A 20,797-nucleotide genomic window follows, 5' to 3' on the forward strand; every position below is an offset into this window, starting at 1 on the left:
CCTGCAGGTATGTCCTCATCTGTCGCTGGAGCCCCGCAGGCCTCGTCCGTCACATCCGCCTCGCGGAGCTCGCGTCGTCGGCAGCGCTCGACCCGCCTGAGCGTGGCCACCGCCCTGCTGGTGCTCTCGGCCCTGCTGGTGCTGGGTGCCGTGGCCAGCGGCTCCGCGCTGCTGGTCACCGTCGCCGCCCTGGGCGCCGTCGTGCTGGGGGCCGCTGCCACCCGGATGACCCACGCCGAGCTGCTGGCCTCGCGCCGCGACGCCAACCGCGACCGGGCCGAGCAGGCCCAGGCCTACCGCCGCCTCGCCGAGGCCCGCGCCGACGAGCACGCAGCCCGGGTCGCCGAGCTCACCGGTCGGCTGGGCGAGCGCGAGGTCGCCCTGGGCGACCTGCAGACCGAGCTGGTCAAGACCCAGCGCACCGCCGCCGAGAGCGCCCGCCAGGTCGAGGTGGCCCACCGCCGCAACGTCGACCTCGAAAAGGAGGGTCGCCTGGTCAGCCGAAGCCTCGAGTCCGCCGAGGAGCGCGCCGCCGACGCCATCGTCCGGGTCGCCGAGCTCGAGGCCGAGATCGACGTCCTGCGCGCCGAGCTCGAGACCGTCACCGTCGCCTGGCGCTCCGCCGAGGCCGGCGCCCGCCGCCGCGCCTGAGCCTGGATCGCCGGTCCCGTTTCGGACCACGCCCTGACGGGCGAGGCGACGTACGACATCATGTCCGGGTGATTCCCGAGGAGAACCTGCCCGACGAGAACCGCTTCGAGAGCGACCCGGGGGAGATCTTCGACGACCTGCCCCTGCCGGACGGGTGGGAGGTCGGCACGCCGGACGCCGACGACCCGGCCGAGGTCGCCCGCCTGACCCACCTGCTGCGCGCGCACGAGCGGCACGGGCGCGGCTGGGCCGGGGCCGGCGTCGACGACGTGCTGGTCGAGGTCTCCGAGCACGGCCTGCGCACCCGCGAGAACGTCGTGATCCGCGACCCCGAGGGGCAGATCGAGGCCTGGGGCAGCGTCCACGACCGCGCCGGCGGCCGGATGCTCTACTCCCACATCGTCAGCCGCGAGCTGGGCGCGCCGATCGCGCGCAAGTGCTCGGACGCCCTCTTCGAGTGGGCCACCGCGCAGGCCCGCGCCGTCGGCGAGGCCCGTGGGCTGCCGACCCAGCAGATCGACACCGGTGCCTTCGAGGACGACGGGCGCCAGGCCGAGTGGCTGACCCGCGCCGGCTTCCGCAAGGTGCGCACCTGGTGGCAGATGAACCGCCCGGTGACACCCGAGGAGGTCGACCTGGTCCCCGACAACGAGGAGTGGGAGGCCCGCGGGGTGCGCTTCCGCCTCGTCGACCGCGAGGGCCAGGGGCTGCCCGACGAGGCCGACCTCCGCGCCGTGCACGACGTGCTCGAGCAGTCCTTCAACGACCACTTCAACAACTTCGAGGAGAGCTACGCGGAGTTCCTGCACCGGCTGCGCGAGGACCCCGGGCACCGCTGGAACCACTGGTGGCTCGCCGAGATGTTCGACGACGTCCCCGAGGGCCTCACCGCCGAGGAGGGCCGGCACCCCGCGGTCGGTGCCCTGATCGGCACGTTCTCCGAGAACGCGACCGGTCCGGACTCGTCGTACGTCTCCTACATCGGCGTCATCGAGGCCGCCCGCGGACGCGGGGTGGCCAAGGGCCTGCTGCGCACGATCATCAGCGACGCGGCCCGCCGCGGCCGGATCGGGGTGGGCCTCGAGGTCGACGCCGACTCCGCCACCAACGCCGACGGGCTCTACACCTCCATGGGCTGGCGCACGAAGTACGTGACCCAGTCCTGGCACCGCGACGTCCCCGTCGAGGGCTGAGGGCGGCGGCCGGCCGCCTGATGCTTCATCGGCCGGCCGATGAACCTGGCGGCGGGACGATGAAGCTTCATCGTCCATCCAGGAGCTTCATCGGCCGCCCGATGAACCTCCCGGCCAGCCGGAGGCGAGGCGCCGCTCAGGCCTGCTCGGCCAGCGACGCGCGGAGCGCGCGGTGCACCCCGGCGGGGGTCAGCACGCCGACGAACTGCACGCCCTCGCGCACCCCGACCATCGACTTGTCGCTGCCCAGCAGGTGCACCAGGGCGCCCTCGAGGCTGGTGTCGAGGTCGATGGCCGCGCCGAGCTGACCGGCGCTGACGCCGTCCATCGGCTCCAGGTGCTCGCGCCGCAGGGGTACGACGCTCAGTCGCCGCAGGCTCTTCTCGGAGCCGACGAAGTCGGCGACGAACTCGTCAGCGGGGTGGGCGAGGAGCTCCGCGGGTGTGCCGTACTGCGCGAGCCGGCCGCCCTCGGCGAAGACCGCGACCCGGTGGCCCATCCGCACCGCCTCATCGATGTCGTGGGTGACCATCACGACGGTCTTGCCCAGGTCGCGCTGCAGGCGCAGGAACTCCTCCTGCAACCGGACCCGCACGACGGGGTCGACGGCGCCGAAGGGCTCGTCCATCAGCAGCACCGGCGGGTCGGCGGCCAGGGCGCGGGCGACACCGACGCGCTGGCGCTGACCCCCGGAGAGCTGGTGGGGGTAGCGCTCGGCGTGCAGCGCGGGGTCGAGCCCGACGAGCTCGAGCAGCTCGGTGGCGCGGGCGCGCGCGGTCGCCTTCGACTCCCCGTACAGCAGCGGCACTGTCATCACGTTGGTGATGATCTTCTGGTGCGGGAAGAGCCCGATCTGCTGGATGACGTAGCCGATCCCGCGGCGCAGCTCGACGGGGTCGGCGGTGGTCACGTCGCGCCCGTCGATCTCGATCGTGCCGGTGCTGGGCTCGATGAGCCGGTTGATCATCTTCAGGGTCGTCGACTTGCCGCACCCCGAGGGGCCCACGAGCACGACCATCTCGCCCTCGAGCACCTCGAGGTCGAGGTCCTGCACGGCGACCGTCCCGTCGTCGTAGCGCTTGCCCACGCCGGAGAGGCGGATCATCACGTTCGCGGGTGCTGACCCGGTAGCGTCCATGCGGTGACCTTACTCGCGCAGGCCGCCGACGGGCCGAGCTGCTACGGGCGTCTCACCAACGAGTGGCTGTGCTGGGACTACGTGGTCGACTACCGCCCCGAGATCGTCGAGGCGACCATCGAGCACGTGGCGATCACGCTCGCCTCGGTCGCCTTCGCGCTGGCCCTGTCGATGCCGCTGGCCCTGCTGGCCCGCCGGGTGCCGCGCCTGGAGAGCGCCGTCCTGGGGGTCAGCACGGGCCTCTACACGGTGCCCTCGCTGGCGCTCTTCCCGCTGCTGGTCCCCTTCACCGGCCTCAGCCCCACCACCGTGGTCATCGGGCTGGGGCTCTACGCGCTCACGATCCTGGTGCGCGCGATCCTCGAGGGGCTGCGGGCGGTGCCGGAGGAGGTCCGCGAGTCCGCCCGTGGGCTCGGGTACGGCGACGGGCGGCTGCTGCTGCGCATCGAGCTGCCGCTCGCGGTGCCGGTCGTGATGGCGGGGCTGCGGGTGGCCACCGTCTCGACCGTGGCGCTGACGACCGTCGGCTCCCTGGTCGCCTACGGGGGTCTGGGCAACCTGATCGCCGACGGGGTGCAGAGCAACTTCCGCGCCCAGCTGCTCACCGCGGCCGTCCTCTGCGTGGTGCTCGCGGTGCTGCTCGACGTCCTGATCGTGCTCTCCCAGCGTCTGCTGACGCCCTGGACCCGGACGGCGGGCTGATCGCGTGAACGTGCTCCTCGACGCCCTCGCCTACCTGCGCGAGGCCGACAACTGGTCCGGATCGGGAGGGATGCTGCAGCTGCTGGTCCAGCAGCTGCTGATCACCGTCACCGCCCTGCTGGCCGCGATGCTGGTCGGCCTGCCGATCGCCCTGTGGCTGGGCCACCTGGGGCGCGGTGGGTTCCTGGCCATCAACATCTCCAACGTCGGTCGCGCGGTGCCGACCTTCGCGCTGCTCGCGATCTTCGTGAGCGGCGACCCCTGGGGCTGGACCGCCGGCGCGTTCCCCGGCACCGGCACCGTCGGCCCCTTCGGGCGTGCCGGCATCTCGACCCTGGTCGCCCTGGCGCTCTTCGCACTGCCCCCGCTGATCACCAACGCCTACGTCGCCGTGCGCGAGGTGCCGGCCGACGTGCGCGAGTCGGCCCGGGGCATGGGGATGAGTGGCTGGCAGCAGTTCCGGCGCGCCGAGCTGCCGCTGGCCCTGCCGCTGGTGATGTCGGGCGTGCGCCTGGCGCTGGTGCAGGTCTGGGCGACGGCCACGATCGCGGCGCTGGTCGCCGGTCCGGGCCTCGGGCGGGTCATCACCGACGGGTTCTTCCGCACCGACTACGGCAAGGGCATCGCCGGGGCGATCGTGGTCGCCGTGGTGGCGCTGCTGCTCGAGCTCGGGGCGGCCGGGGCGCAGCGCCTGCTGGACCCCCTGGGGCGCGCGACCCGGGCCGGGTCCGGCAACGGCCGTGCGCGCAGGGGTGAGGGCCGGGTGTCCTCGGAGGCGCCTACGCTGGAGGCAGCCGCCTCATCGGGCGGGTGAGCAGCGGGCGTCACCCGCTGACCGGACACGCGCGGGGTCGACCCGCGGGACACAGAAGGTAGGACCCCCATGATGGTGCGACGTTCCCTGGCCGCGGTGGTCTCCGCCGGCGCCCTCCTCCTGGCCGCATGCGCCGGAGACGACCTCGCCGACGACGCCAGCGAGGACACCTCGACCAGCGGCAGCGGCGGCGGAGCGGTGACCATCGCCTCGCAGTCGTTCCCCGAGGCCGCGCTGGTGGCCTCGATGTACGAGCTGCTGCTCGCCGACGCCGGCTACGACCCGACGGTCCAGCTCGTCGACTCGCGCGACGCCTACATGGCCACCTTCCCCGGCGACGTCGACATCGTCCCGGAGTACGTCGGCGGCATCGTGAACTACCTCAACGACACCAGCGACGAGGGCTCCGGCGAGCCGATCGTGGCCGGTGACGGCGAGGAGCTGGCCGAGAAGGGTGCGGACCTCCTCGACACGGCCGGCATCGAGCTGCTCGACCTCTCGGAGGCCACCGACACCAACGCCTACTTCGTCTCCCAGGAGCGGGCCGACGAGGAGGGCTGGTCGGTGCTCTCCGACCTCGAGGGCGAGTCCGTCGTCCTCGCGGCCGCCCCCGACTGCAAGGGCCGCCTCGACTGCGAGGCCGGGCTCAGCAACGAGTACGGCATCGACGTCACCAAGGTGCTGCCGCTCGGCTACGCCGGCGACCAGACCTACCAGTCGGTCCTCAAGGGCGAGTCCGACCTGGGCCAGACCAGCACCACCGACGGCACCCTGGAGTCCCTGGGCCTCGTCGTCCTCGACGACGACCAGGAGATCCAGCCCGCGCAGAACCTGGTGCCCGCCGTCTCCCAGGACTTCCTCGAGGACAACGCGGACGTCGAGGACCTGCTCAACGAGCTGATGGCGGCCCTGACCACCGACAAGCTCACCGAGCTCAACGGCCGGATGTCGCTGGACCGCGAGAAGGCCGAGGACGTCGCCCGCGACTTCCTGGAGTCCGAGGGCCTGCTCTGACGTCTGCTCCCTCGGGAGCGTCGACTCAGCGCTCGTGCGCGCGCAGGGCCACGGCCTCGTGCGGCACGGGCGCTGCGCCGTCCGGGAGCGGTACGTCGATGACCGCGCCGGCCGGGGTGTCGTGGCGCGGGACCGGCCCGGGGTGCCGGGCCGCGTAGGTCATCACGGCCGCGGCGTCGCTGCGCCGGCCCTGCTCGACCAGCCACCCGGTCAGCCGGTGCACCGGGGGCAGCCCGGAGTGCACCAGTGAGCGGTTGCCCCACAGAGCCACGACGCCCTCGTGCAGCAGCGCCCACCACTCGTCGGGGCAGCCGGGGATCTCGGTGAAGTAGCGGTGCAGGTCGCCGGCGAGCACGCGGTCGCGGAAGACCTCGGTGACCTCGGGGGAGCCGTGCGCCTCGACGCTGGCCAGCGCCATCTGCTTGGTGCGCCACCGGTCGCGCAGGTCCTCGACCGACGAGCGCTGCTGGGTGATGGAGGTTCCGTCGGAGCGGATCCGCCAGTGGTAGACGACCTCGGGCAGCACCGCGAAGCGGCGGGCGGCCAAGAAGGCCCGGGTGGTGGTCGGCTGGTCCTCGTAGCGCACCCCCTCGGGCCACGACAGCGCGTGGTCGTCCCAGAACGAGCGGCGGTAGAGCTTGTTCCACGCGAACACGTCGCCGAGCACCTCGGGGTGCTCCTCGATGCGCACCGTGCGGCGCTCGTGGTGCAGCCGACGCATCCAGGGCGGCTCGACGAGCGCGCCGTCCTCCCACCGCACGATCGAGCCGGTCGCGAGGTCGACCTCGCGCCCCCGCAGCGCGCGGGCCAGCACGGCGTACGCCTCGGGGGGCACCACGTCGTCGGAGTCGGCGAAGCCGAGCAGCGCGCCGCGGGCGTGCGCGACGCCGGTGTTGCGGGCCGCGCCGAGGCCGTAGTTCCCGGTGTGCAGCACCGTGATCTCGGGGTGCCGGGCCGCGTAGGCGTCCGCGATCGCGCCCGAGTCGTCGGGGGAGCCGTCGTCGACGACGACGACCTCGAGCGGCCGGTAGGTCTGGGCGAGCAGGCTGTCCAGGCACGCCGGGAGGTAGTCGGCGACGTCGTAGACGGGCACGACCACGCTCAGCAGCGGCGCTCGCCGCCCGAACTTCATGGGTGCCACGCTATCCAGGACGGGCGCTGCGGCGTGGGCGGGGATAGCATCGCCTCCCGTGAGTGACCAGCCCGCAGCCCAGTCCGCCACCCCGGCCGCAGCCCAGGCCGACGCCTTCGCCGTGCCCGCCGACCCGGATCCGGCGAGCTACCCCCGCAAGGTCCTCTTCGTCGCCGGGGCGGGTCGCTCCGGCACCAGCACGATGGCCGGGCTGATGAAGATCCTGGGCCTGCACGTCCCGCAGCCCGAGGTCGAGCCCGACGAGACGAACCCCAAGGGCTTCGCCGAGCCGGCCTGGGCCGTCGAGCACCACACCCGCCTGCTGCGCGAGGCGATGGTGCAGGTCAGCGACTCGCGTCCCGACGCCTGGTTCGAGACCGGCCGCGTCTCGGCCCGGGAGCCGGAGCGGATCGCCACCGCCGAGTGGCTCGAGGGCCACTTCGCGGTCAACCCCGAGCTCGTCGTCAAGGACCCGCGGCTGAGCTGGTTCCTCTCGCTGTGGCGGGTCGCGGCCATCCGCTGCGACGCCACGCCCGTCTTCGCGACCATGCTGCGCCCGCCCTCGGAGGTCGTCGGCAGCAAGCAGAAGTACTACGCCAACCGCCTCGGCTCCGCGCACCTCGCGGCCTCATGGCTCAACATGCTGCTGCACACCGAGCGCGCCACCCGGGAGTCCGTGGCCGACGGCGGGCGCGTCTTCGTGCGCTACGGCGACCTGCTCGACGACTGGGTCAGGGCGACCAGCCACGTCGGGGAGACGCTCGGCCTGCAGCACATCGTCAACGCCAAGTCGGAGCGGATCCGCGACGGCCACCGGTTCGTCGACCCCGGCCTGCGCCGGGTCAGCGGCTCGCTGGAGGACCTCGGCCTGCCGAAGCGGCTGCACGACCTGACCGCGGAGACCTGGAACGAGCTCAACAAGCTCGCCGAGCCCGGCGGCGACCAGCCCGAGGTGCACCAGGCGCTCGACCAGATCCGCGAGACCTACGTCGACCTCTACGAGGAGTCGGAGGCGATCTCGCGCTCCTCGGTGGTGGCCGCCGAGCAGAAGTCCCGCCGCGGCCGCGACAAGAACGGACCGGCGCCGGCCGCATCGACCGCCGACCCGGCCCCCGAGGCGGGCTCCGCCGCCGACCGGATCCCGCACGGGCTGCGCGCCGCGATCCCGCCGAGCGTGCGGCGCGGGCTGCGCAAGGTCGCCGGGCGCGAGCGCTGAGCGCGCCGTGAACGCGATCCGCAACGCCGAGGGCCTCACGAACATCGAGGGCCACCACGACTTCGACATCACCTGGCCCTGGAACCGGCCCGGCGGGCTGCGCCCGGGCAGCACCGCGGTGCTGCGGGTCAAGGACGAGGCGCCGTCGCTGCCGTTCGTGCTGCCGCCGCTGCTGCGCGCGACCGACCACGTGATCGTGGTCGACAACGGCTCCACCGACGGCACCGCCGAGGTGGCGGCCCGCACCGCCGCCGACCTGGGGCTGTCGGCGAAGCTCACCCAGGCGTCGTACCCGTTCGAGGTGGCGCGCGCCGGTGCCGAGCACCTGGCGGCCCACGAGCTGTCGGTGCACTCGCTGTCGTACTTCTACAACTGGTGCTTCGCCCAGGTCGGCACCCGCTACTCCTGGAAGTGGGACGGCGACATGGTCCTGACCACCGAGGGCGAGGTGTCGATGGCCGACCTGACCTGGCAGGTGGGTGGGGTGCAGACGATCATCCGGGTGCCCCGCCACGGCCTCTACATCGAGGACGAGTCGCTGGCCTACCTCGACCTCGGGCTGCGCAACGCCGAGGAGTGGGGCTACCCCGTCGGCCCCGACTTCGTGTTCACCAAGGCCTTCGAGTGGGAGATCCGCTCGACCCCGGAGCACTGCCGGACCATGGGCCTGCCGCAGGGGCTGTGCGTGGAGCTGAAGTACCTCCACGGCGACGAGTTCGCGCACTGGACCGACCCGGCGTCCTTCGCGACCTCCTGGCGCAACCGCCGCAAGCGCCGCGAGTGGGCGGTCTTCCACGCGCTCAAGGAGGGCACCGTGCCGCCCGGCGTGCACGAGATCCGCGCCCCCGAGGGCGTGCACGTCGTCGACCACGTCACCCGGCACTGGCTCCCGCACGCCCCCCGCCCCCTCCAGGTGGGCTGACCCACCGCCGCTGCTCGACGTCGTTGGTCGAGCAGCGACGAGCGTCGTCGAGGAGCGTCGTCGAGGCCCGGTGACGGCCGCGCTCGCCGTACGCCGGACGGTCACGGGGTCTCGACGACACTCGAGCCTTCGGCCCTCCCTGCTCGACCAGCGTCCGCGGGTGGGTCAGGTCACACGCGGGTGGGTTACGCGGCGGCGCGTGGAGGCGTAGCGTTCTCGGCGTATCTGACGAGCACGACGTCCGGTACCCACACCGGCCCCCGAGCCACCGCTGCACCGCAGCACCGAGGAGGGGGTGGTCGGAGGGACTGGAACGAAAGGTTCTGATCATGTCTCTCCCCGTCTTCCGGGTGGGGGTCGTCGGCGCTGGACGCGTCGGCGCCGTCCTCGCCGCCCGCCTGCGCTCCGCCGGCCACGACGTCGTGGCTGCTGCCGGTGACTCCGACGCGTCGTTGCACCGCATCGCCACGCTGCTGCCCGGCGTCGCGAACGACAAGCCGACCGCCGTGGCCCGGGCCTGCGACCTGCTGCTGCTCACCGTGCCCGACGACATGCTCGCCAACGTCGTCAGCACCCTCGCCGGCGCCGGCGCGCTGCACGAGGGCCAGCTCGTCGTGCACACCTCCGGGCGCCACGGGCTCGCCGTGCTGGAGCCCGCCCGTGCGGCCGGTGCCCGCACCGCCGCGATCCACCCGGCGATGACCTTCACCGGCACCGCCCTCGACCTGGAGCGGCTCTCGGGGTGCGTGTTCGGGCTCACCGCCGACGACGCCGAGCGGGAGGTGGCCGAGCGCCTCGTCCACGACCTCGGGGGGCGCCCGATGTGGGTGCCCGAGCAGATGCGCACCCTCTACCACGCCGGTCTCGCGCACGGCGCGAACCACCTGGTCACCCTGGTCACCGAGGCGATGGAGATGCTCGCCGCCGCCGGTGCCGACGACCCGGCCGGCACCCTGCGCCCGCTGCTGGTCGCGGCCCTCGACAACGCCCTCGAGCACGGCGACGCCGCCCTGACGGGTCCGATCGTGCGCGGCGACCTGGGCACGGTGCGCGCCCACCTCGAGGACATCAGCGCCAACGCCCCGCAGACCAAGGCGTCGTACGTCGCCCTGGCGCGCGCGACGCTGGGCCGCGCGGTCACCGACGGGCGGATCGTGCCGCTGCGCGCGATGCGCATCCACGAGCTGCTCGACGAGCACGCCCACGACGACTCCACCGGCCACGCCACCGCCTCCCGGGTCACGTCGACCGGTCCCGCGGCGCAGCGGGACGTGCGGTGAGCGGGCCGACCCTCGTCCGCACCCGCCTTGAGCTCGCCGCCCACCTCGCCGCCGCCCGGCGGACGGGGGAGCGGGTCGCCCTGGTGCCGACGATGGGCGCCCTGCACGACGGGCACGCCTCGCTCATGCGCCTGGCCCGCGAGCGGGTCGGCGCCGGGCCGGTCGTCGTCTCGGTCTTCGTCAACCCGCTGCAGTTCGGCGAGGCCGCCGACCTCGACTCCTACCCCCGCACCCTGGAGGCCGACCTCGAGGTCTGCGCCCGCGAGGGCGTCGACGTCGTCTTCGCCCCGGGGGTCGACGAGGTCTACCCCGGCGGGGAGCCGCAGGTCACCGTGCACCCCGGCCCCCTCGGCGACGTCCTCGAGGGCCGCACCCGCCCGGGCCACTACCGCGGCGTGCTCACCGTCGTGGCCAAGCTCCTCGGCCTGGTGCGCCCCGACGTGGCGGTCTTCGGCCAGAAGGACTACCAGCAGCTGGTGCTGATCCGGCGGATGGTGGCCGACTTGTGCCTGGACGTCGAGGTCGTCGGCGCCGAGACCCGTCGCGAGGACGACGGCCTGGCGATGTCGAGCCGCAACGTCCACCTCGACCCCGAGCAGCGGCTCCAGGCCGTGGCGCTGAGCCGCGCGCTGGGCGCCGCCGCCGACCAGGCGTCGTTCGGCGCGAAGGTCGCCCTCGACGCCGCCCGCGAGGAGCTGCGCGACGCCGCCGGCGTCGACCTGGACTACCTCGAGGTCACCGACCCCGCCCTCGACGTCCTGCCCGACGACCCCGCTGCCGGCACCGAGGCGCGGGCCCTCATCGCGGCCCGCGTCGGCTCCACCCGCCTGATCGACAACGTCCCCCTGGTCCTCGGCGTCCCTGCCGCCGGGCCGGCCTCCTCGCCCTCGTCCACCGACCCCCACCAGGAGTGACCCCGATGCTGCGCACGATGATGACGAGCAAGATCCACCGCGCCACGGTGACCCAGGCCGACCTGCACTACGTGGGCTCGGTGACCGTCGACGAGGACCTCCTCGACGCCGCCGACCTGCTGGCCGGCGAGCTGGTCCACATCGTCGACATCACCAACGGCGCCCGCCTCGAGACCTACACGATCGCCGGCGAGCGAGGCTCCGGCGTGATCGGCATCAACGGCGCCGCGGCCCGCCTCGTGCACCCCGGCGACCTGGTCATCCTCATCGCCTACGGGCAGATGGAGACCGCCGAGGCCCGCGAGCACCAGCCGCACGTCGTCTTCGTCGACGGCGACAACAAGATCCTGGCCACCGGCTTCGACCCGGCGGAGACCTTCGAGGGCCCGGGCCTGGTGCGCGGCGACGTCACCGCGGGCCGCTGAGCCGGTCGACCCGCAGCCGGGTCCTGCCCTGCGACTAGCCTGACGCGATGCCCACCCCTCGCCCCGTACGCCGCGTCCCCGGCCGGCTTAGCGCGCCCGAGCCCGGCTGGACCACCTCGGCCGACGTCGTGGTCATCGGCTCCGGCATCGCCGGACTGACCGCGGCCCTGCGCCTCGAGGCGGCGCTGCCGCCCGGCGAGAAGGTCCTGGTCGTGACCAAGGACGTGCTCTCCGCGGGCTCGACGCGCTGGGCGCAGGGCGGCATCGCCGCGGCGCTCGGCCCGGAGGACACCCCCGAGCAGCACGAGCGCGACACCCTCGTCGCCGGCGCCGGCGGCTGCGACCTCGAGGCCGTGCGGGCCCTCGTCACCGAGGGTCCTGAGGCCGTGCGCGAGCTGATCGCGCTCGGCGCCCAGTTCGACCTCGACCCGCAGGGCGCCCTGTCGCTGACCCGCGAGGGCGGCCACCACCGCGACCGGATCGCGCACGCCGGCGGCGACGCCACCGGCGCCGAGATCCAGCGCGCCCTGGTCGCGGCGGTCGAGCGGGCCCCCGACATCGAGGTGATCCAGCACGCGCTGGCCGTCGACCTGCTGCTCGACGCCGACGGCGCCGTGGCCGGAGTGACCCTGCACGTGATGGGGGAGGGCCAGCGCGACGGCGTCGGCGCCGTGCGCTGCCGTGCGGTGGTGCTCGCCAGCGGTGGCCTGGGCCAGGTCTTCTCCCAGACCACCAACCCCGCGGTCTCCACCGGCGACGGGACGGCGCTGGCGCTGCGCGCCGGGGCGAGCCTGCGCGACCTGGAGTTCGTGCAGTTCCACCCGACCGTGATGTACCTGGGCCCCGACTCCGTGGGTCAGCAGCCGCTGATCTCCGAGGCGGTGCGCGGCGAGGGCGCCTTCCTCGTCGGGCCCGACGGGGACCGCTTCATGCAGGGCGTGCACCCGCTGGCCGACCTCGCCCCGCGCGACGTCGTCGCCAAGGCGATCATGCGCCGGATGCTCGAGACCGGGCTGCCGCACATGTGGCTCGACGCGCGCCACCTCGGCGGTCCCGAGGGCGCCGCCGCGTTCTGGGAGCGGCGCTTCCCCACGATCCTGGCCGTGTGCCGCTCGCACGGCGTCGACCCCGTCACCGACCTGATCCCGGTCGCGCCGGCCTGCCACTACGCCTCGGGCGGGGTGCGCACCGACGTGTGGGGCCGCTCCGACCTGCCCGGCCTCTACGCCACCGGCGAGGCGGCCTGCTCCGGCGTGCACGGCGCCAACCGGCTGGCCTCCAACTCGCTGCTCGAGGGCCTGGTCTTCTCCCGCCGCATCGCCACCGTGCTGCCCGCCGAGCTGCGGCCCTGGGCCGAGCCGGCACCCGACGGGCGCACCGCGGGCCTCGTCGCCAGCGGCGTACGCCGTGAGGTGCAGGAGGTGATGACCTCGCGGGTGGGCGTGCTGCGCACCGCCGCCGGTCTCGAGGAGGCCACGGCCCGGCTCGACGCGCTGGTCGAGCGCCCCGCGGACACCGTCGATGTCGCCGCCTGGGAGACCACCAACCTGCTGACCATCAGCGCCGCCCTCGCCGAGGCCGCGACCCGGCGCGAGGAGACCCGCGGGTCGCACTGGCGCGAGGACCACCCCGAGCGCGACGACGCCGACTGGGCCGGCCACCTCGACGTGGTGATGCGCGACGGGGTCGGCACCATCGAGTTCGCACCCGCGCCGGCGAGCGACGCCCTGGTGGAGCCGGACCCGCAGACCGACCCCCTGACCGACCCCCTGACCGACCCCCTGACCGACCCCGTGGAGGAGACCGCATGATCGCCCGCAGCTCGCTCGGCGACCTGCCGCGACCGCTCGTGGAAGAGCTCGCCGCGGCCGGCCTGGACCCGCGTGCCGTGCACGCCCACGTCGCCGACGCCTTCGACGAGGACCTGCCCGGCGGGGCGGTCGACGTCACCAGCGCGGCGATGCCGCCGATGGGCCACGCCGTGGCCGACGTGGTCTCCCGCGAGGAGGGCGTCGTGGCCGGGCTCGGCATCGCCGAGATGGCGTTCCGCTACGGGATCGGTCGCGACCTCGAGGTCCGCTCCCGGGTCCCCGACGGCACCCACGTGCGCCCCGGCGACGTCGTGCTCAGCGTGGCCGGCCCGGTCGCGGGCGTGCTGACCGCCGAGCGCACGGCGCTCAACTTCGCCTCCCACCTCTCCGGGGTCGCCACCGCGACCGCCGCCTGGGTCGCCGCGCTGGAGGGCACCTCCGCCCGGGTGCTCGACACCCGCAAGACGCTGCCCGGCTGGCGCTCGCTGCAGAAGTACGCCGTGCGCTGCGGCGGCGGGCTGAACCACCGGATGAGCCTGGTCGACCGCGCCATGGTCAAGGACAACCACGTGGTGGCCGCTGGCGGTGTGGTCGCCGCCTACGAGGCCGTGCGCGCCCGCTCGCCCGAGGTGCGCGTCGAGGTCGAGGTCACCGACCTCGACGAGCTGCGTGCGGTGCTGGAGGCCGGCTGCACCGAGGTGCTGCTCGACAACATGGACGACGAGACGATGGCCGAGGCGGTGCGGATCAGCGCCGGGCGGGCCACCCTCGAGGCCTCGGGCGGGCTGACGCTGGAGCGCGCCGGCGCGGTCGCCGCGACCGGGGTCGACTTCATCTCGGTGGGGGCGCTGACCCACTCGGTGCGCGTCTTCGACCTCGGCCTCGACTTCCGCGAGGGCTGAGCCGTGGTGCTGCTCGCGGCCGACATCGGCAACGCCCACACGGTGCTGGGGCTGCTCGAGCCGTCGGAGGGCGCCCCGGGCCACGAGGTCCTGGCGCACTGGCGCGTCGGCACCGACGAGCGGCGTACGGCCGACGAGTGGGCGGTGCTGCTGCGCGGGCTGCTCGGGCGCCAGACCTCCGAGATCGAGGGCATCGCGGTCTGCTCGACAGTGCCCTCGGTGCTGCACGAGTGGCGCGACATGCTCGCCTCGCACCTCGGCGACGTGCCCCGGGTCGTGGTCGAGCCGGGCGTGCGCACCGGCGTCCCGGTGCTCATGGACAACCCGCGCGAGGTCGGCAGCGACCGCATCATCAACGCGGTGGCCGCCGCCACCCTGCACCCCGGCCCCGCGATCGTCGTCGACTTCGGCGGCACCGCCACCACCTTCGACGTCGTGAGCGCCCGGGGCCAGTACGTCGGCGGCGCGATCGCCCCCGGCATCGAGATCAGCCTCGAGGCGCTCGGGCGGCGCGGCGCGCAGCTGCGCCAGGTAGAGCTGGCCCGACCCCGCACCGTGATCGCCAAGAACACCGTCGAGGCGCTCCAGTCCGGGATGGTCTTCGGCGCCGCCGCCCAGGTCGAGGGGCTGGTGCACCGCATGGTCGGCGAGCTCGGTGTCGCCGTCTCCGACGTGAGCGTGATCGCCACCGGCTACCTGGCCCCGCTGGTGCTCGAGGAGTGCTCCGTCTTCACCGCCCACGACCCCTGGCTGACCCTGCGCGGTCTCGGCCTGGTCTTCGACCGCAACCGCTGATCCCCCGCGGTGGGAGCCGGCCCGATGGGAATGCGGCGGCGACAATGCAAAGGGATTCGAGCTTTCTTTGCCGAGATCAGGTCTGCGATATCAGCATTGAATTGGAATCGCGTTGTCCTTTCTGACAAGATATCTTTGTTGGAAACGGGCTCGATCCGGTATTGCTGATCTCGAATGGGGAAACACATGGCACAGAAGGTCCAGATCATTCTCGAGGACGACCTCGACGGTTCCGAGGCGCACGAGACGGTGTCGTTCGCCCTCGACGGCACCTCCTACGAGATCGACCTGACCGAGGAGAACGCCGCCACGATGCGTGACGCGTTCGCCCGCTACGTCGGCCACGCCCGCAAGGTCTCCGGCACCCGTCGCAGCGGCGCGCGCCGCTCGTCGCCCAGCGCTGCCGGCGGCTCGAACGGATCGGGCTCCAACGCCAAGGAGATCCGGGAGTGGGCGCGCGAGCGCGGCATGGAGGTCTCCGAGCGGGGCCGCGTCAGCGCCGAGGTGCGCGAGGCGTACGACGCCGCGCACTGACCGACTGCGCCACCGCACTCCGACGGCCCCCCGGCGGGCTCCGGGCGACCCTGTCGCCGGGAGCCGCCCGGGGGCCGTTCGCTGTCAGCGGACGGATGACCGGGTGTAGGTGGGAACGCGTAGGCTGTTCGTGGGGTTGGAAGAAGTGTCTCCACCACCGGACGACCGGCGGGGAACCCCCACACAGCTTGAGGAGCGATGCCCATGTTCGAGCGGTTTACCGACCGAGCCCGTCGGGTGGTCGTGCTGGCCCAGGAAGAGGCCCGCATGCTCTCCCACAACTACATCGGCACCGAGCACATCCTGCTCGGCCTGATCCACGAGGGCGAGGGCGTGGCCGCGAAGGCCCTGGAGAGCCTCGACATCTCGCTGGAGGCCGTGCGCGCGCAGGTCGAGGAGATCATCGGTCAGGGCCAGCAGGCCCCGAGCGGTCACATCCCCTTCACCCCCCGCGCCAAGAAGGTGCTCGAGCTCTCGCTGCGCGAGGCGCTCCAGCTCGGCCACTCCTACATCGGCACCGAGCACATCCTGCTCGGGCTGATCCGCGAGGGGGAGGGCGTCGCCGCCCAGGTGCTGCAGAAGCTCGGCGCCGACCTCAACCGGGTGCGCCAGCAGGTCATCCAGCTGCTCTCCGGCTTCCAGGGCAAGGAGTCCTCGGCCTCGGCCGCTGCGGCCACCGCCGGTGGCGGCGAGGCGCCGTCGTCCTCGCTGGTCCTCGACCAGTTCGGGCGCAACCTGACCCAGGACGCCCGGGACGGCAAGCTCGACCCCGTCATCGGCCGCGACCAGGAGATCGAGCGGGTCATGCAGATCCTCTCGCGGCGCACGAAGAACAACCCGGTGCTCATCGGCGAGCCCGGCGTCGGCAAGACCACCGTCGTGGAGGGTCTGGCCGCCGACATCGTCAAGGGCAACGTGCCCGAGACGCTGAAGGACAAGCAGATCTACACCCTCGACCTGGGTGCGCTGGTGGCCGGCTCGCGCTACCGCGGTGACTTCGAGGAGCGCCTCAAGAAGGTGCTCAAGGAGATCAAGACCCGCGGCGACATCGTGCTGTTCATCGACGAGATCCACACCCTCGTCGGGGCCGGCGCGGCCGAGGGCGCCATCGACGCCGCCAGCATCCTCAAGCCGATGCTGGCCCGCGGTGAGCTGCAGACCATCGGTGCCACCACGCTCGACGAGTACCGCAAGCACCTGGAGAAGGACGCTGCGCTCGAGCGCCGCTTCCAGCCGATCCAGGTCGCCGAGCCGTCGATCGCGCACACCATCGAGATGCTCAAGGGGCTGCGCGACCGCTACGAGGCCCACCACCGCGTCACGATCACCGACCAGGCGCTGGTCTCGGCCGCGACCCTGTCGGACCGCTACATCTCCGACCGGTTCCTGCCGGACAAGGCCATCGACCTCATCGACGAGGCCGGCTCGCGCCTGCGCATCCGCCGGATGACCGCGCCCGCCGACCTGCGTGAGTACGACGACAAGATCGCCGAGGTGCGCCAGCGCAAGGAGGGCGCCATCGACGGCCAGGACTTCGAGGCCGCCGCTCGTCTGCGTGACGAGGAGAAGCAGCTGATCCTCAAGAAGGCCGAGCGCGAGAAGGCCTGGCGCGCCGGCGACATGGACGAGGTCGCCGAGGTCGACGAGGAGCTGATCGCCGAGGTGCTCGCCGTCGCGACCGGCATCCCGATCGTGAAGCTCTCCGAGGAGGAGTCCTCCCGCCTGCTCAACATGGAGGAGGAGCTGCACAAGCGCGTCATCGGTCAGGACGAGGCGGTGCGCGCGCTGTCGCGGGCCATCCGGCGTACGCGTGCGGGTCTGAAGGACCCCAAGCGCCCCGGCGGCTCGTTCATCTTCGCCGGTCCGTCCGGTGTCGGTAAGACGTGGCTGTCCAAGTCGCTCGCGGAGTTCCTCTTCGGCGACGAGGACTCGCTGATCCAGCTCGACATGAGCGAGTTCAGCGAGAAGCACACCGTCAGCCGGCTCTTCGGTTCCCCTCCGGGCTACGTCGGTTACGAGGAGGGCGGCCAGCTCACCGAGAAGGTGCGCCGCAAGCCGTTCTCCGTGGTGCTCTTCGACGAGGTCGAGAAGGCGCACCCCGACATCTTCAACAGCCTCCTGCAGATTCTCGAGGAAGGCCGTCTGACCGATTCCCAGGGTCGGGTCGTGGACTTCAAGAACACCGTCATCATCATGACCACGAACCTCGGTACCCGAGACATCGCCAAGTCCGTGCACCTCGGTTTCAACCAGGGTGGTGACGCCGCGGGGTCCTACGAGCTGATGAAGGGCAAGGTCCGCGAGGAGCTCAAGCAGCACTTCCGGCCCGAGTTCCTCAACCGTGTCGACGAGACCATCGTCTTCCCGCCGCTCTCGCGCGACCAGATCGTGCACATGGTCGACAACATGATCGCGTCCGTGGAGCTGCGGCTGCGCGACCGTGACATGGCCCTCGAGCTGACCCAGAAGGCCAAGAACCTCCTGGCCGACCGCGGCTTCGACCCGGTCCTGGGTGCCCGACCGCTGCGCCGCACGGTGCAGCGCGAGATCGAGGACACGCTCGCCGAGAAGATGCTCTTCGGTGAGGTCGGCCCCGGTCAGATCGTGCTCGTCGACGTCGAGGGCGAGGGGGAGGCCGCGGCCTTCACCTTCAAGGGCCAGAAGGTCGCAGCCCTGCCCGACATGCCACCGCTCGAGGTCGCTGGTGCGGTCGAGGGCCCGGACGACGACACCGGCCCGGCCGACGTGCCCAAGGGCGGCCCCGTCGCCGAGTGAGGCACTGCTGCTCCAGCTGAGTGCCCCGGACCCGTGGGGTCCGGGGCACTCGTGCGTCCGGGGCCGTCACCGGGACGTCATGCGTCTGGCGGCGATGGACGTCCCGCCCGCATGACGTCCCGCGGGCCGAGCCGGACCGGTCAGGGCAGCGCGTAGACGTCGGGTGCGACGTGGGCCGCGAGCCCGTCCTCGACCAGCCCGGCCAGGCAGCGCACCCGCTGCGACTCCGGGCTCCAGGCCGCCTCCAGCGCCGAGCGGTGCACGGGGCCCTCGCTCTCGCGCAGCACCGCCATCAGCCGGCCGCGGCACTGGCGGTCGGTGCCGGCCCAGGCCTGGGTGCGGCGCGGCGGCCCGTCGTACGCCGGCCGGCCGGCCAGGCGCCAGGCGCACAGGTCGGCGACGGGGCACTCGCCGCAGCGGGGTGAGGAGGCGGTGCACACGAGCGCGCCCAGCTCCATCACCGCCACGGCCCAGGTGGCCGCGGTGGCCGGGTCGTCGGGCAGCAGCCCGGTGGCCGTCTCCCGCTCGGCGCGGGTCACCGAGGTCGACGCCAGCTCGACACCCTGGCGGGTGCGGGCCAGGACCCGGCGCACGTTGGTGTCGAGCACGACGTGGCGGCGACCGAACGCGAAGCTGGCCACCGCGGCGGCGGTGTAGTCGCCGACCCCGGGCAGCCCGATCAGGTCGGCGTACTCGGAGGGCACCTCGCCACCGTGCTCGGCCACGATCGCCACCGCGGCGCCGTGCAGCCGCAGCGCTCGGCGCGGGTAGCCCAGCCGACCCCAGGCGCGGACCGCCTCGCCGGTGGGTTCGGCGGCCAGGTCGGCCGGGGTCGGCCAGCGCTCCAGCCAGGCCTGGTGGACGGGCAGCACCCGGGCGACCGGGGTCTGCTGCAACATCAGCTCCGAGACCAGCACCGACCAGGGCGAGGCCTCGGGCCGGCGCCAGGGCAGGTCGCGCTGGTGGGCGTCGTACCAGTCCAGGACCGGGGTGTGCAGCTCGCTGGCGGGCATGGTGCGCTCATTCTCGCCGGTGCCTCGGAGCGCCTCAGCGCCAGCCCCGGTCGGGCTGGCTAGATTGCGCCCATGAGCATGACCCGGGGATCCCACGCGCCCGCGGTCTACTGGCGACGCCGGGTGGTCGTCCTGCTGGTGGCCCTCGTCCTCGTCTTCGGGACGGCCCGGCTGTTCGGGTGGGGTTCCGGTGACGAGGCCCCGGAGCAGGCCGTGCAGAGCGCCGCCGCCATCGACACCGACCAGGGCGCCGGCGAGAGCGCTGCGGGCGGTTCGTCGCTGCCCACGAGCGACGCCGCCGACGCCCGGGGCGGGAAGGTCACGGGCCAGGGCAAGGGCAAGAAGGGCAAGGGCAAGAAGGACGAGCCGGCCGCGCTGCCGCAGCCGCAGGGCGTGTGCCTGCCCAGCGACGTGCGGGTGAAGCCGGTGGTCGAGGACGCGGTCGCGGGGCGCCAGGTGAGGATCGCCCTCGAGCTGCAGACCCAGGATGCGATCGCCTGCACCTGGGAGGTCTCGCCGCGCCAGGTGACCCTGAAGATCTCCTCCGGACCGGACGAGATCTGGACGAGTCGGCAGTGCCCGCGCGCGGTGCCCACCCAGGAGGTGGTGCTGCGCAGCGCGAGCACCACGTCCGTCGACGTCGTGTGGAGCTCGCGCCGCTCCGACGAGGGGTGCAGCCGGTTGACCGAGTGGGCCCTGCCGGGCTTCTACCACGTCGCGGCGGCCGCGCTCGCGGGCGAGCCGCGCGACGTGCAGTTCGAGCTCGAGGCCCCGGTCGCGCCCACGATCACCGCCGCGCCGGAGCCCGAGCAGAAGGACACCAAGGGCACGAAGAACAAGAACAAGAAGAAGAAGCAGCCCTAGCCCTGGGCGCGTCCCAGCAGCGTCTCGTCGAGGTGCTCGAGCAGGTCGCGCGGCGTGTCGTGCACGCTGGCCGCACCGGCCTCGAGCAGCTCGGCGGTGCTGATCCCACCGGTGCGCAGCCCGATGCAGGGCACCCCGGCCCGGCCGGCGGACTCCACGTCCCAGACCGTGTCGCCGAGCATCACGGCTCGGTCGGCGTCGACCGAGCGCAGCGCGAGGTCGACCAGCTCCGGGGCCGGCTTCGAGGCGTCGGCCTCCTCGCCCGCCACCCGGTCGTGCAGCAGCGCCGCGCCGCCCTCGACGAGATCGAGCAGCCGTTCGCTCAGCTCCTTGTCGGCCGAGCTCGCCAGCACCAGGGTGAACCCGCGCACCCGCAGCTCCTCGAGCAGCTCGGCGGCACCGTCGGTGGCCACGATCTCGTGGAACCGCTCGTCGAGCCGCTCCTGGTGCCGCGCGCGCACGTCGTCGCCGACGGCCTTCTCCACCGACTCACCGGCCACCGCGGTGACGAGCCGGTCGCCCCCCATCCCGATGGTGCGGTGGATGTGGTGCGCGGGCACGTCGACGCCGACGTCGCGGAAGGCGGCGCGCCAGGCGGTGGTGTGCTGGTAGACCGAGTCGACGAGGGTGCCGTCGAGGTCCAGGACGACCGTGTCGACACGGGTTCCTGTGGACATGGGGCTCCTTGGGGTGCGAGGGGGA

At 73.2% G+C, this 20,797-nt stretch carries 20 protein-coding genes; 16 read left to right on the top strand and 4 right to left on the bottom strand.

The annotated features are described in order from the left end of the window. Nucleotides 1-9 precede the first annotated feature (9 nt). Together I601_RS08280 and I601_RS08285 are read left to right on the top strand one after the other, a co-directional pair. The gene (locus tag I601_RS08280) at nt 10-651 is read left to right on the top strand and encodes a hypothetical protein (RefSeq protein WP_068108123.1); all 642 of its coding nucleotides are present in this window, start codon (nt 10-12) and stop codon (nt 649-651) included. Nucleotides 652-719: 68 nt separating this feature from the next. Next, nucleotides 720-1,844: a GNAT family N-acetyltransferase gene (locus tag I601_RS08285; protein ID WP_157519975.1), complete on the top strand. Its 1,125-nt coding sequence runs from the start codon at nt 720-722 to the stop codon at nt 1,842-1,844. A 136-nt stretch (nt 1,845-1,980) separates the two neighbouring features. Here I601_RS08285 and I601_RS08290 read toward each other — a convergent pair whose 3' ends face one another. Continuing rightward, complete coding sequence (locus I601_RS08290; RefSeq protein WP_084527346.1) at nt 1,981-2,982, bottom strand: ABC transporter ATP-binding protein; 1,002 nt, start codon at nt 2,980-2,982, stop codon at nt 1,981-1,983. A gap of 3 nt (nt 2,983-2,985) precedes the next feature. On the opposite strand from I601_RS08290, the gene I601_RS08295 reads away from it, so the two are divergent. The 3 genes from I601_RS08295 (at nt 2,986) to I601_RS08305 (ending at nt 5,512) form a co-directional block, all read left to right on the top strand. Further along, nucleotides 2,986-3,684, top strand: coding sequence for an ABC transporter permease (locus tag I601_RS08295; RefSeq protein WP_068108126.1), 699 nt, complete (start codon nt 2,986-2,988; stop codon nt 3,682-3,684). A gap of 4 nt (nt 3,685-3,688) precedes the next feature. Beyond that, nucleotides 3,689-4,498 (top strand): ABC transporter permease, encoded by an 810-nt coding sequence (locus tag I601_RS08300; protein WP_068108127.1) that lies wholly within the window; start codon nt 3,689-3,691, stop codon nt 4,496-4,498. A 72-nt stretch (nt 4,499-4,570) separates the two neighbouring features. Then, nucleotides 4,571-5,512 (top strand): ABC transporter substrate-binding protein, encoded by a 942-nt coding sequence (locus I601_RS08305; protein ID WP_169834674.1) that lies wholly within the window; start codon nt 4,571-4,573, stop codon nt 5,510-5,512. 25 nt (nt 5,513-5,537) lie between these two features. On the opposite strand, the gene I601_RS08310 is transcribed toward I601_RS08305, so the two are convergent. After that, nucleotides 5,538-6,644 (bottom strand): glycosyltransferase family 2 protein, encoded by a 1,107-nt coding sequence (locus tag I601_RS08310; protein ID WP_068108130.1) that lies wholly within the window; start codon nt 6,642-6,644, stop codon nt 5,538-5,540. A gap of 58 nt (nt 6,645-6,702) precedes the next feature. On the opposite strand from I601_RS08310, the gene I601_RS08315 reads away from it, so the two are divergent. The 10 genes from I601_RS08315 to I601_RS08360 all read left to right on the top strand — a co-directional run bounded on the left by I601_RS08315 (nt 6,703) and on the right by I601_RS08360 (nt 18,218). Further along, nucleotides 6,703-7,860 carry a sulfotransferase family protein gene (locus I601_RS08315; protein ID WP_068108132.1) on the top strand — a complete coding sequence of 386 codons (1,158 nt, stop codon included), beginning with the start codon at nt 6,703-6,705 and terminating at the stop codon, nt 7,858-7,860. Nucleotides 7,861-7,867: 7 nt separating this feature from the next. Next, the gene (locus I601_RS08320) at nt 7,868-8,782 is read left to right on the top strand and encodes a glycosyltransferase (protein WP_068108134.1); all 915 of its coding nucleotides are present in this window, start codon (nt 7,868-7,870) and stop codon (nt 8,780-8,782) included. A gap of 329 nt (nt 8,783-9,111) precedes the next feature. Then, entirely contained in the window at nt 9,112-10,062 is a 951-nt protein-coding gene (locus I601_RS08325; protein ID WP_084527348.1) for a Rossmann-like and DUF2520 domain-containing protein, read from the top strand. Then, the gene (gene panC / locus I601_RS08330; protein WP_068108136.1) at nt 10,059-10,976 is read left to right on the top strand and encodes a pantoate--beta-alanine ligase; all 918 of its coding nucleotides are present in this window, start codon (nt 10,059-10,061) and stop codon (nt 10,974-10,976) included. The genes I601_RS08325 and panC overlap by 4 nt, the downstream gene beginning before the upstream one ends. A 5-nt stretch (nt 10,977-10,981) precedes the next feature. Beyond that, nucleotides 10,982-11,401 carry an aspartate 1-decarboxylase gene (panD, locus tag I601_RS08335; protein WP_068108138.1) on the top strand — a complete coding sequence of 140 codons (420 nt, stop codon included), beginning with the start codon at nt 10,982-10,984 and terminating at the stop codon, nt 11,399-11,401. 47 nt (nt 11,402-11,448) lie between these two features. After that, nucleotides 11,449-13,212, top strand: coding sequence for an L-aspartate oxidase (locus I601_RS08340; protein ID WP_068108141.1), 1,764 nt, complete (start codon nt 11,449-11,451; stop codon nt 13,210-13,212). Then, the gene (gene nadC / locus I601_RS08345; protein WP_068108146.1) at nt 13,209-14,114 is read left to right on the top strand and encodes a carboxylating nicotinate-nucleotide diphosphorylase; all 906 of its coding nucleotides are present in this window, start codon (nt 13,209-13,211) and stop codon (nt 14,112-14,114) included. The genes I601_RS08340 and nadC overlap by 4 nt, the downstream gene beginning before the upstream one ends. A 3-nt stretch (nt 14,115-14,117) precedes the next feature. Beyond that, complete coding sequence (locus I601_RS08350) at nt 14,118-14,909, top strand: type III pantothenate kinase (protein ID WP_335582186.1); 792 nt, start codon at nt 14,118-14,120, stop codon at nt 14,907-14,909. A gap of 186 nt (nt 14,910-15,095) precedes the next feature. Next, nucleotides 15,096-15,443: a histone-like nucleoid-structuring protein Lsr2 gene (locus I601_RS08355; RefSeq protein ID WP_068108147.1), complete on the top strand. Its 348-nt coding sequence runs from the start codon at nt 15,096-15,098 to the stop codon at nt 15,441-15,443. 204 nt (nt 15,444-15,647) lie between these two features. Continuing rightward, a complete protein-coding gene (locus tag I601_RS08360; protein WP_068108148.1) occupies nt 15,648-18,218 on the top strand; it encodes an ATP-dependent Clp protease ATP-binding subunit in 2,571 nt (856 codons plus the stop codon). Nucleotides 18,219-18,358: 140 nt separating this feature from the next. On the opposite strand, the gene I601_RS08365 is transcribed toward I601_RS08360, so the two are convergent. Next, nucleotides 18,359-19,231, bottom strand: a complete 873-nt coding sequence (locus I601_RS08365) for an HhH-GPD family protein (protein WP_068108149.1) — start codon at nt 19,229-19,231, stop codon at nt 18,359-18,361. A gap of 72 nt (nt 19,232-19,303) precedes the next feature. Between I601_RS08365 and I601_RS08370 the strand changes: the two genes are divergently transcribed. After that, on the top strand, nt 19,304-20,095 hold the full coding sequence (locus I601_RS08370; RefSeq protein WP_157519977.1) for a hypothetical protein: 792 nt from the start codon (nt 19,304-19,306) through the stop codon (nt 20,093-20,095). Here the strand turns inward: I601_RS08370 and I601_RS08375 are convergent. Then, the gene (locus tag I601_RS08375) at nt 20,092-20,772 is read right to left on the bottom strand and encodes an HAD family hydrolase (protein ID WP_068108151.1); all 681 of its coding nucleotides are present in this window, start codon (nt 20,770-20,772) and stop codon (nt 20,092-20,094) included. The genes I601_RS08370 and I601_RS08375 overlap by 4 nt on opposite strands. Nucleotides 20,773-20,797 lie beyond the last annotated feature (25 nt).

Source organism: Nocardioides dokdonensis FR1436 (assembly GCF_001653335.1).
GTDB lineage: Bacteria > Actinomycetota > Actinomycetes > Propionibacteriales > Nocardioidaceae > Nocardioides > Nocardioides dokdonensis.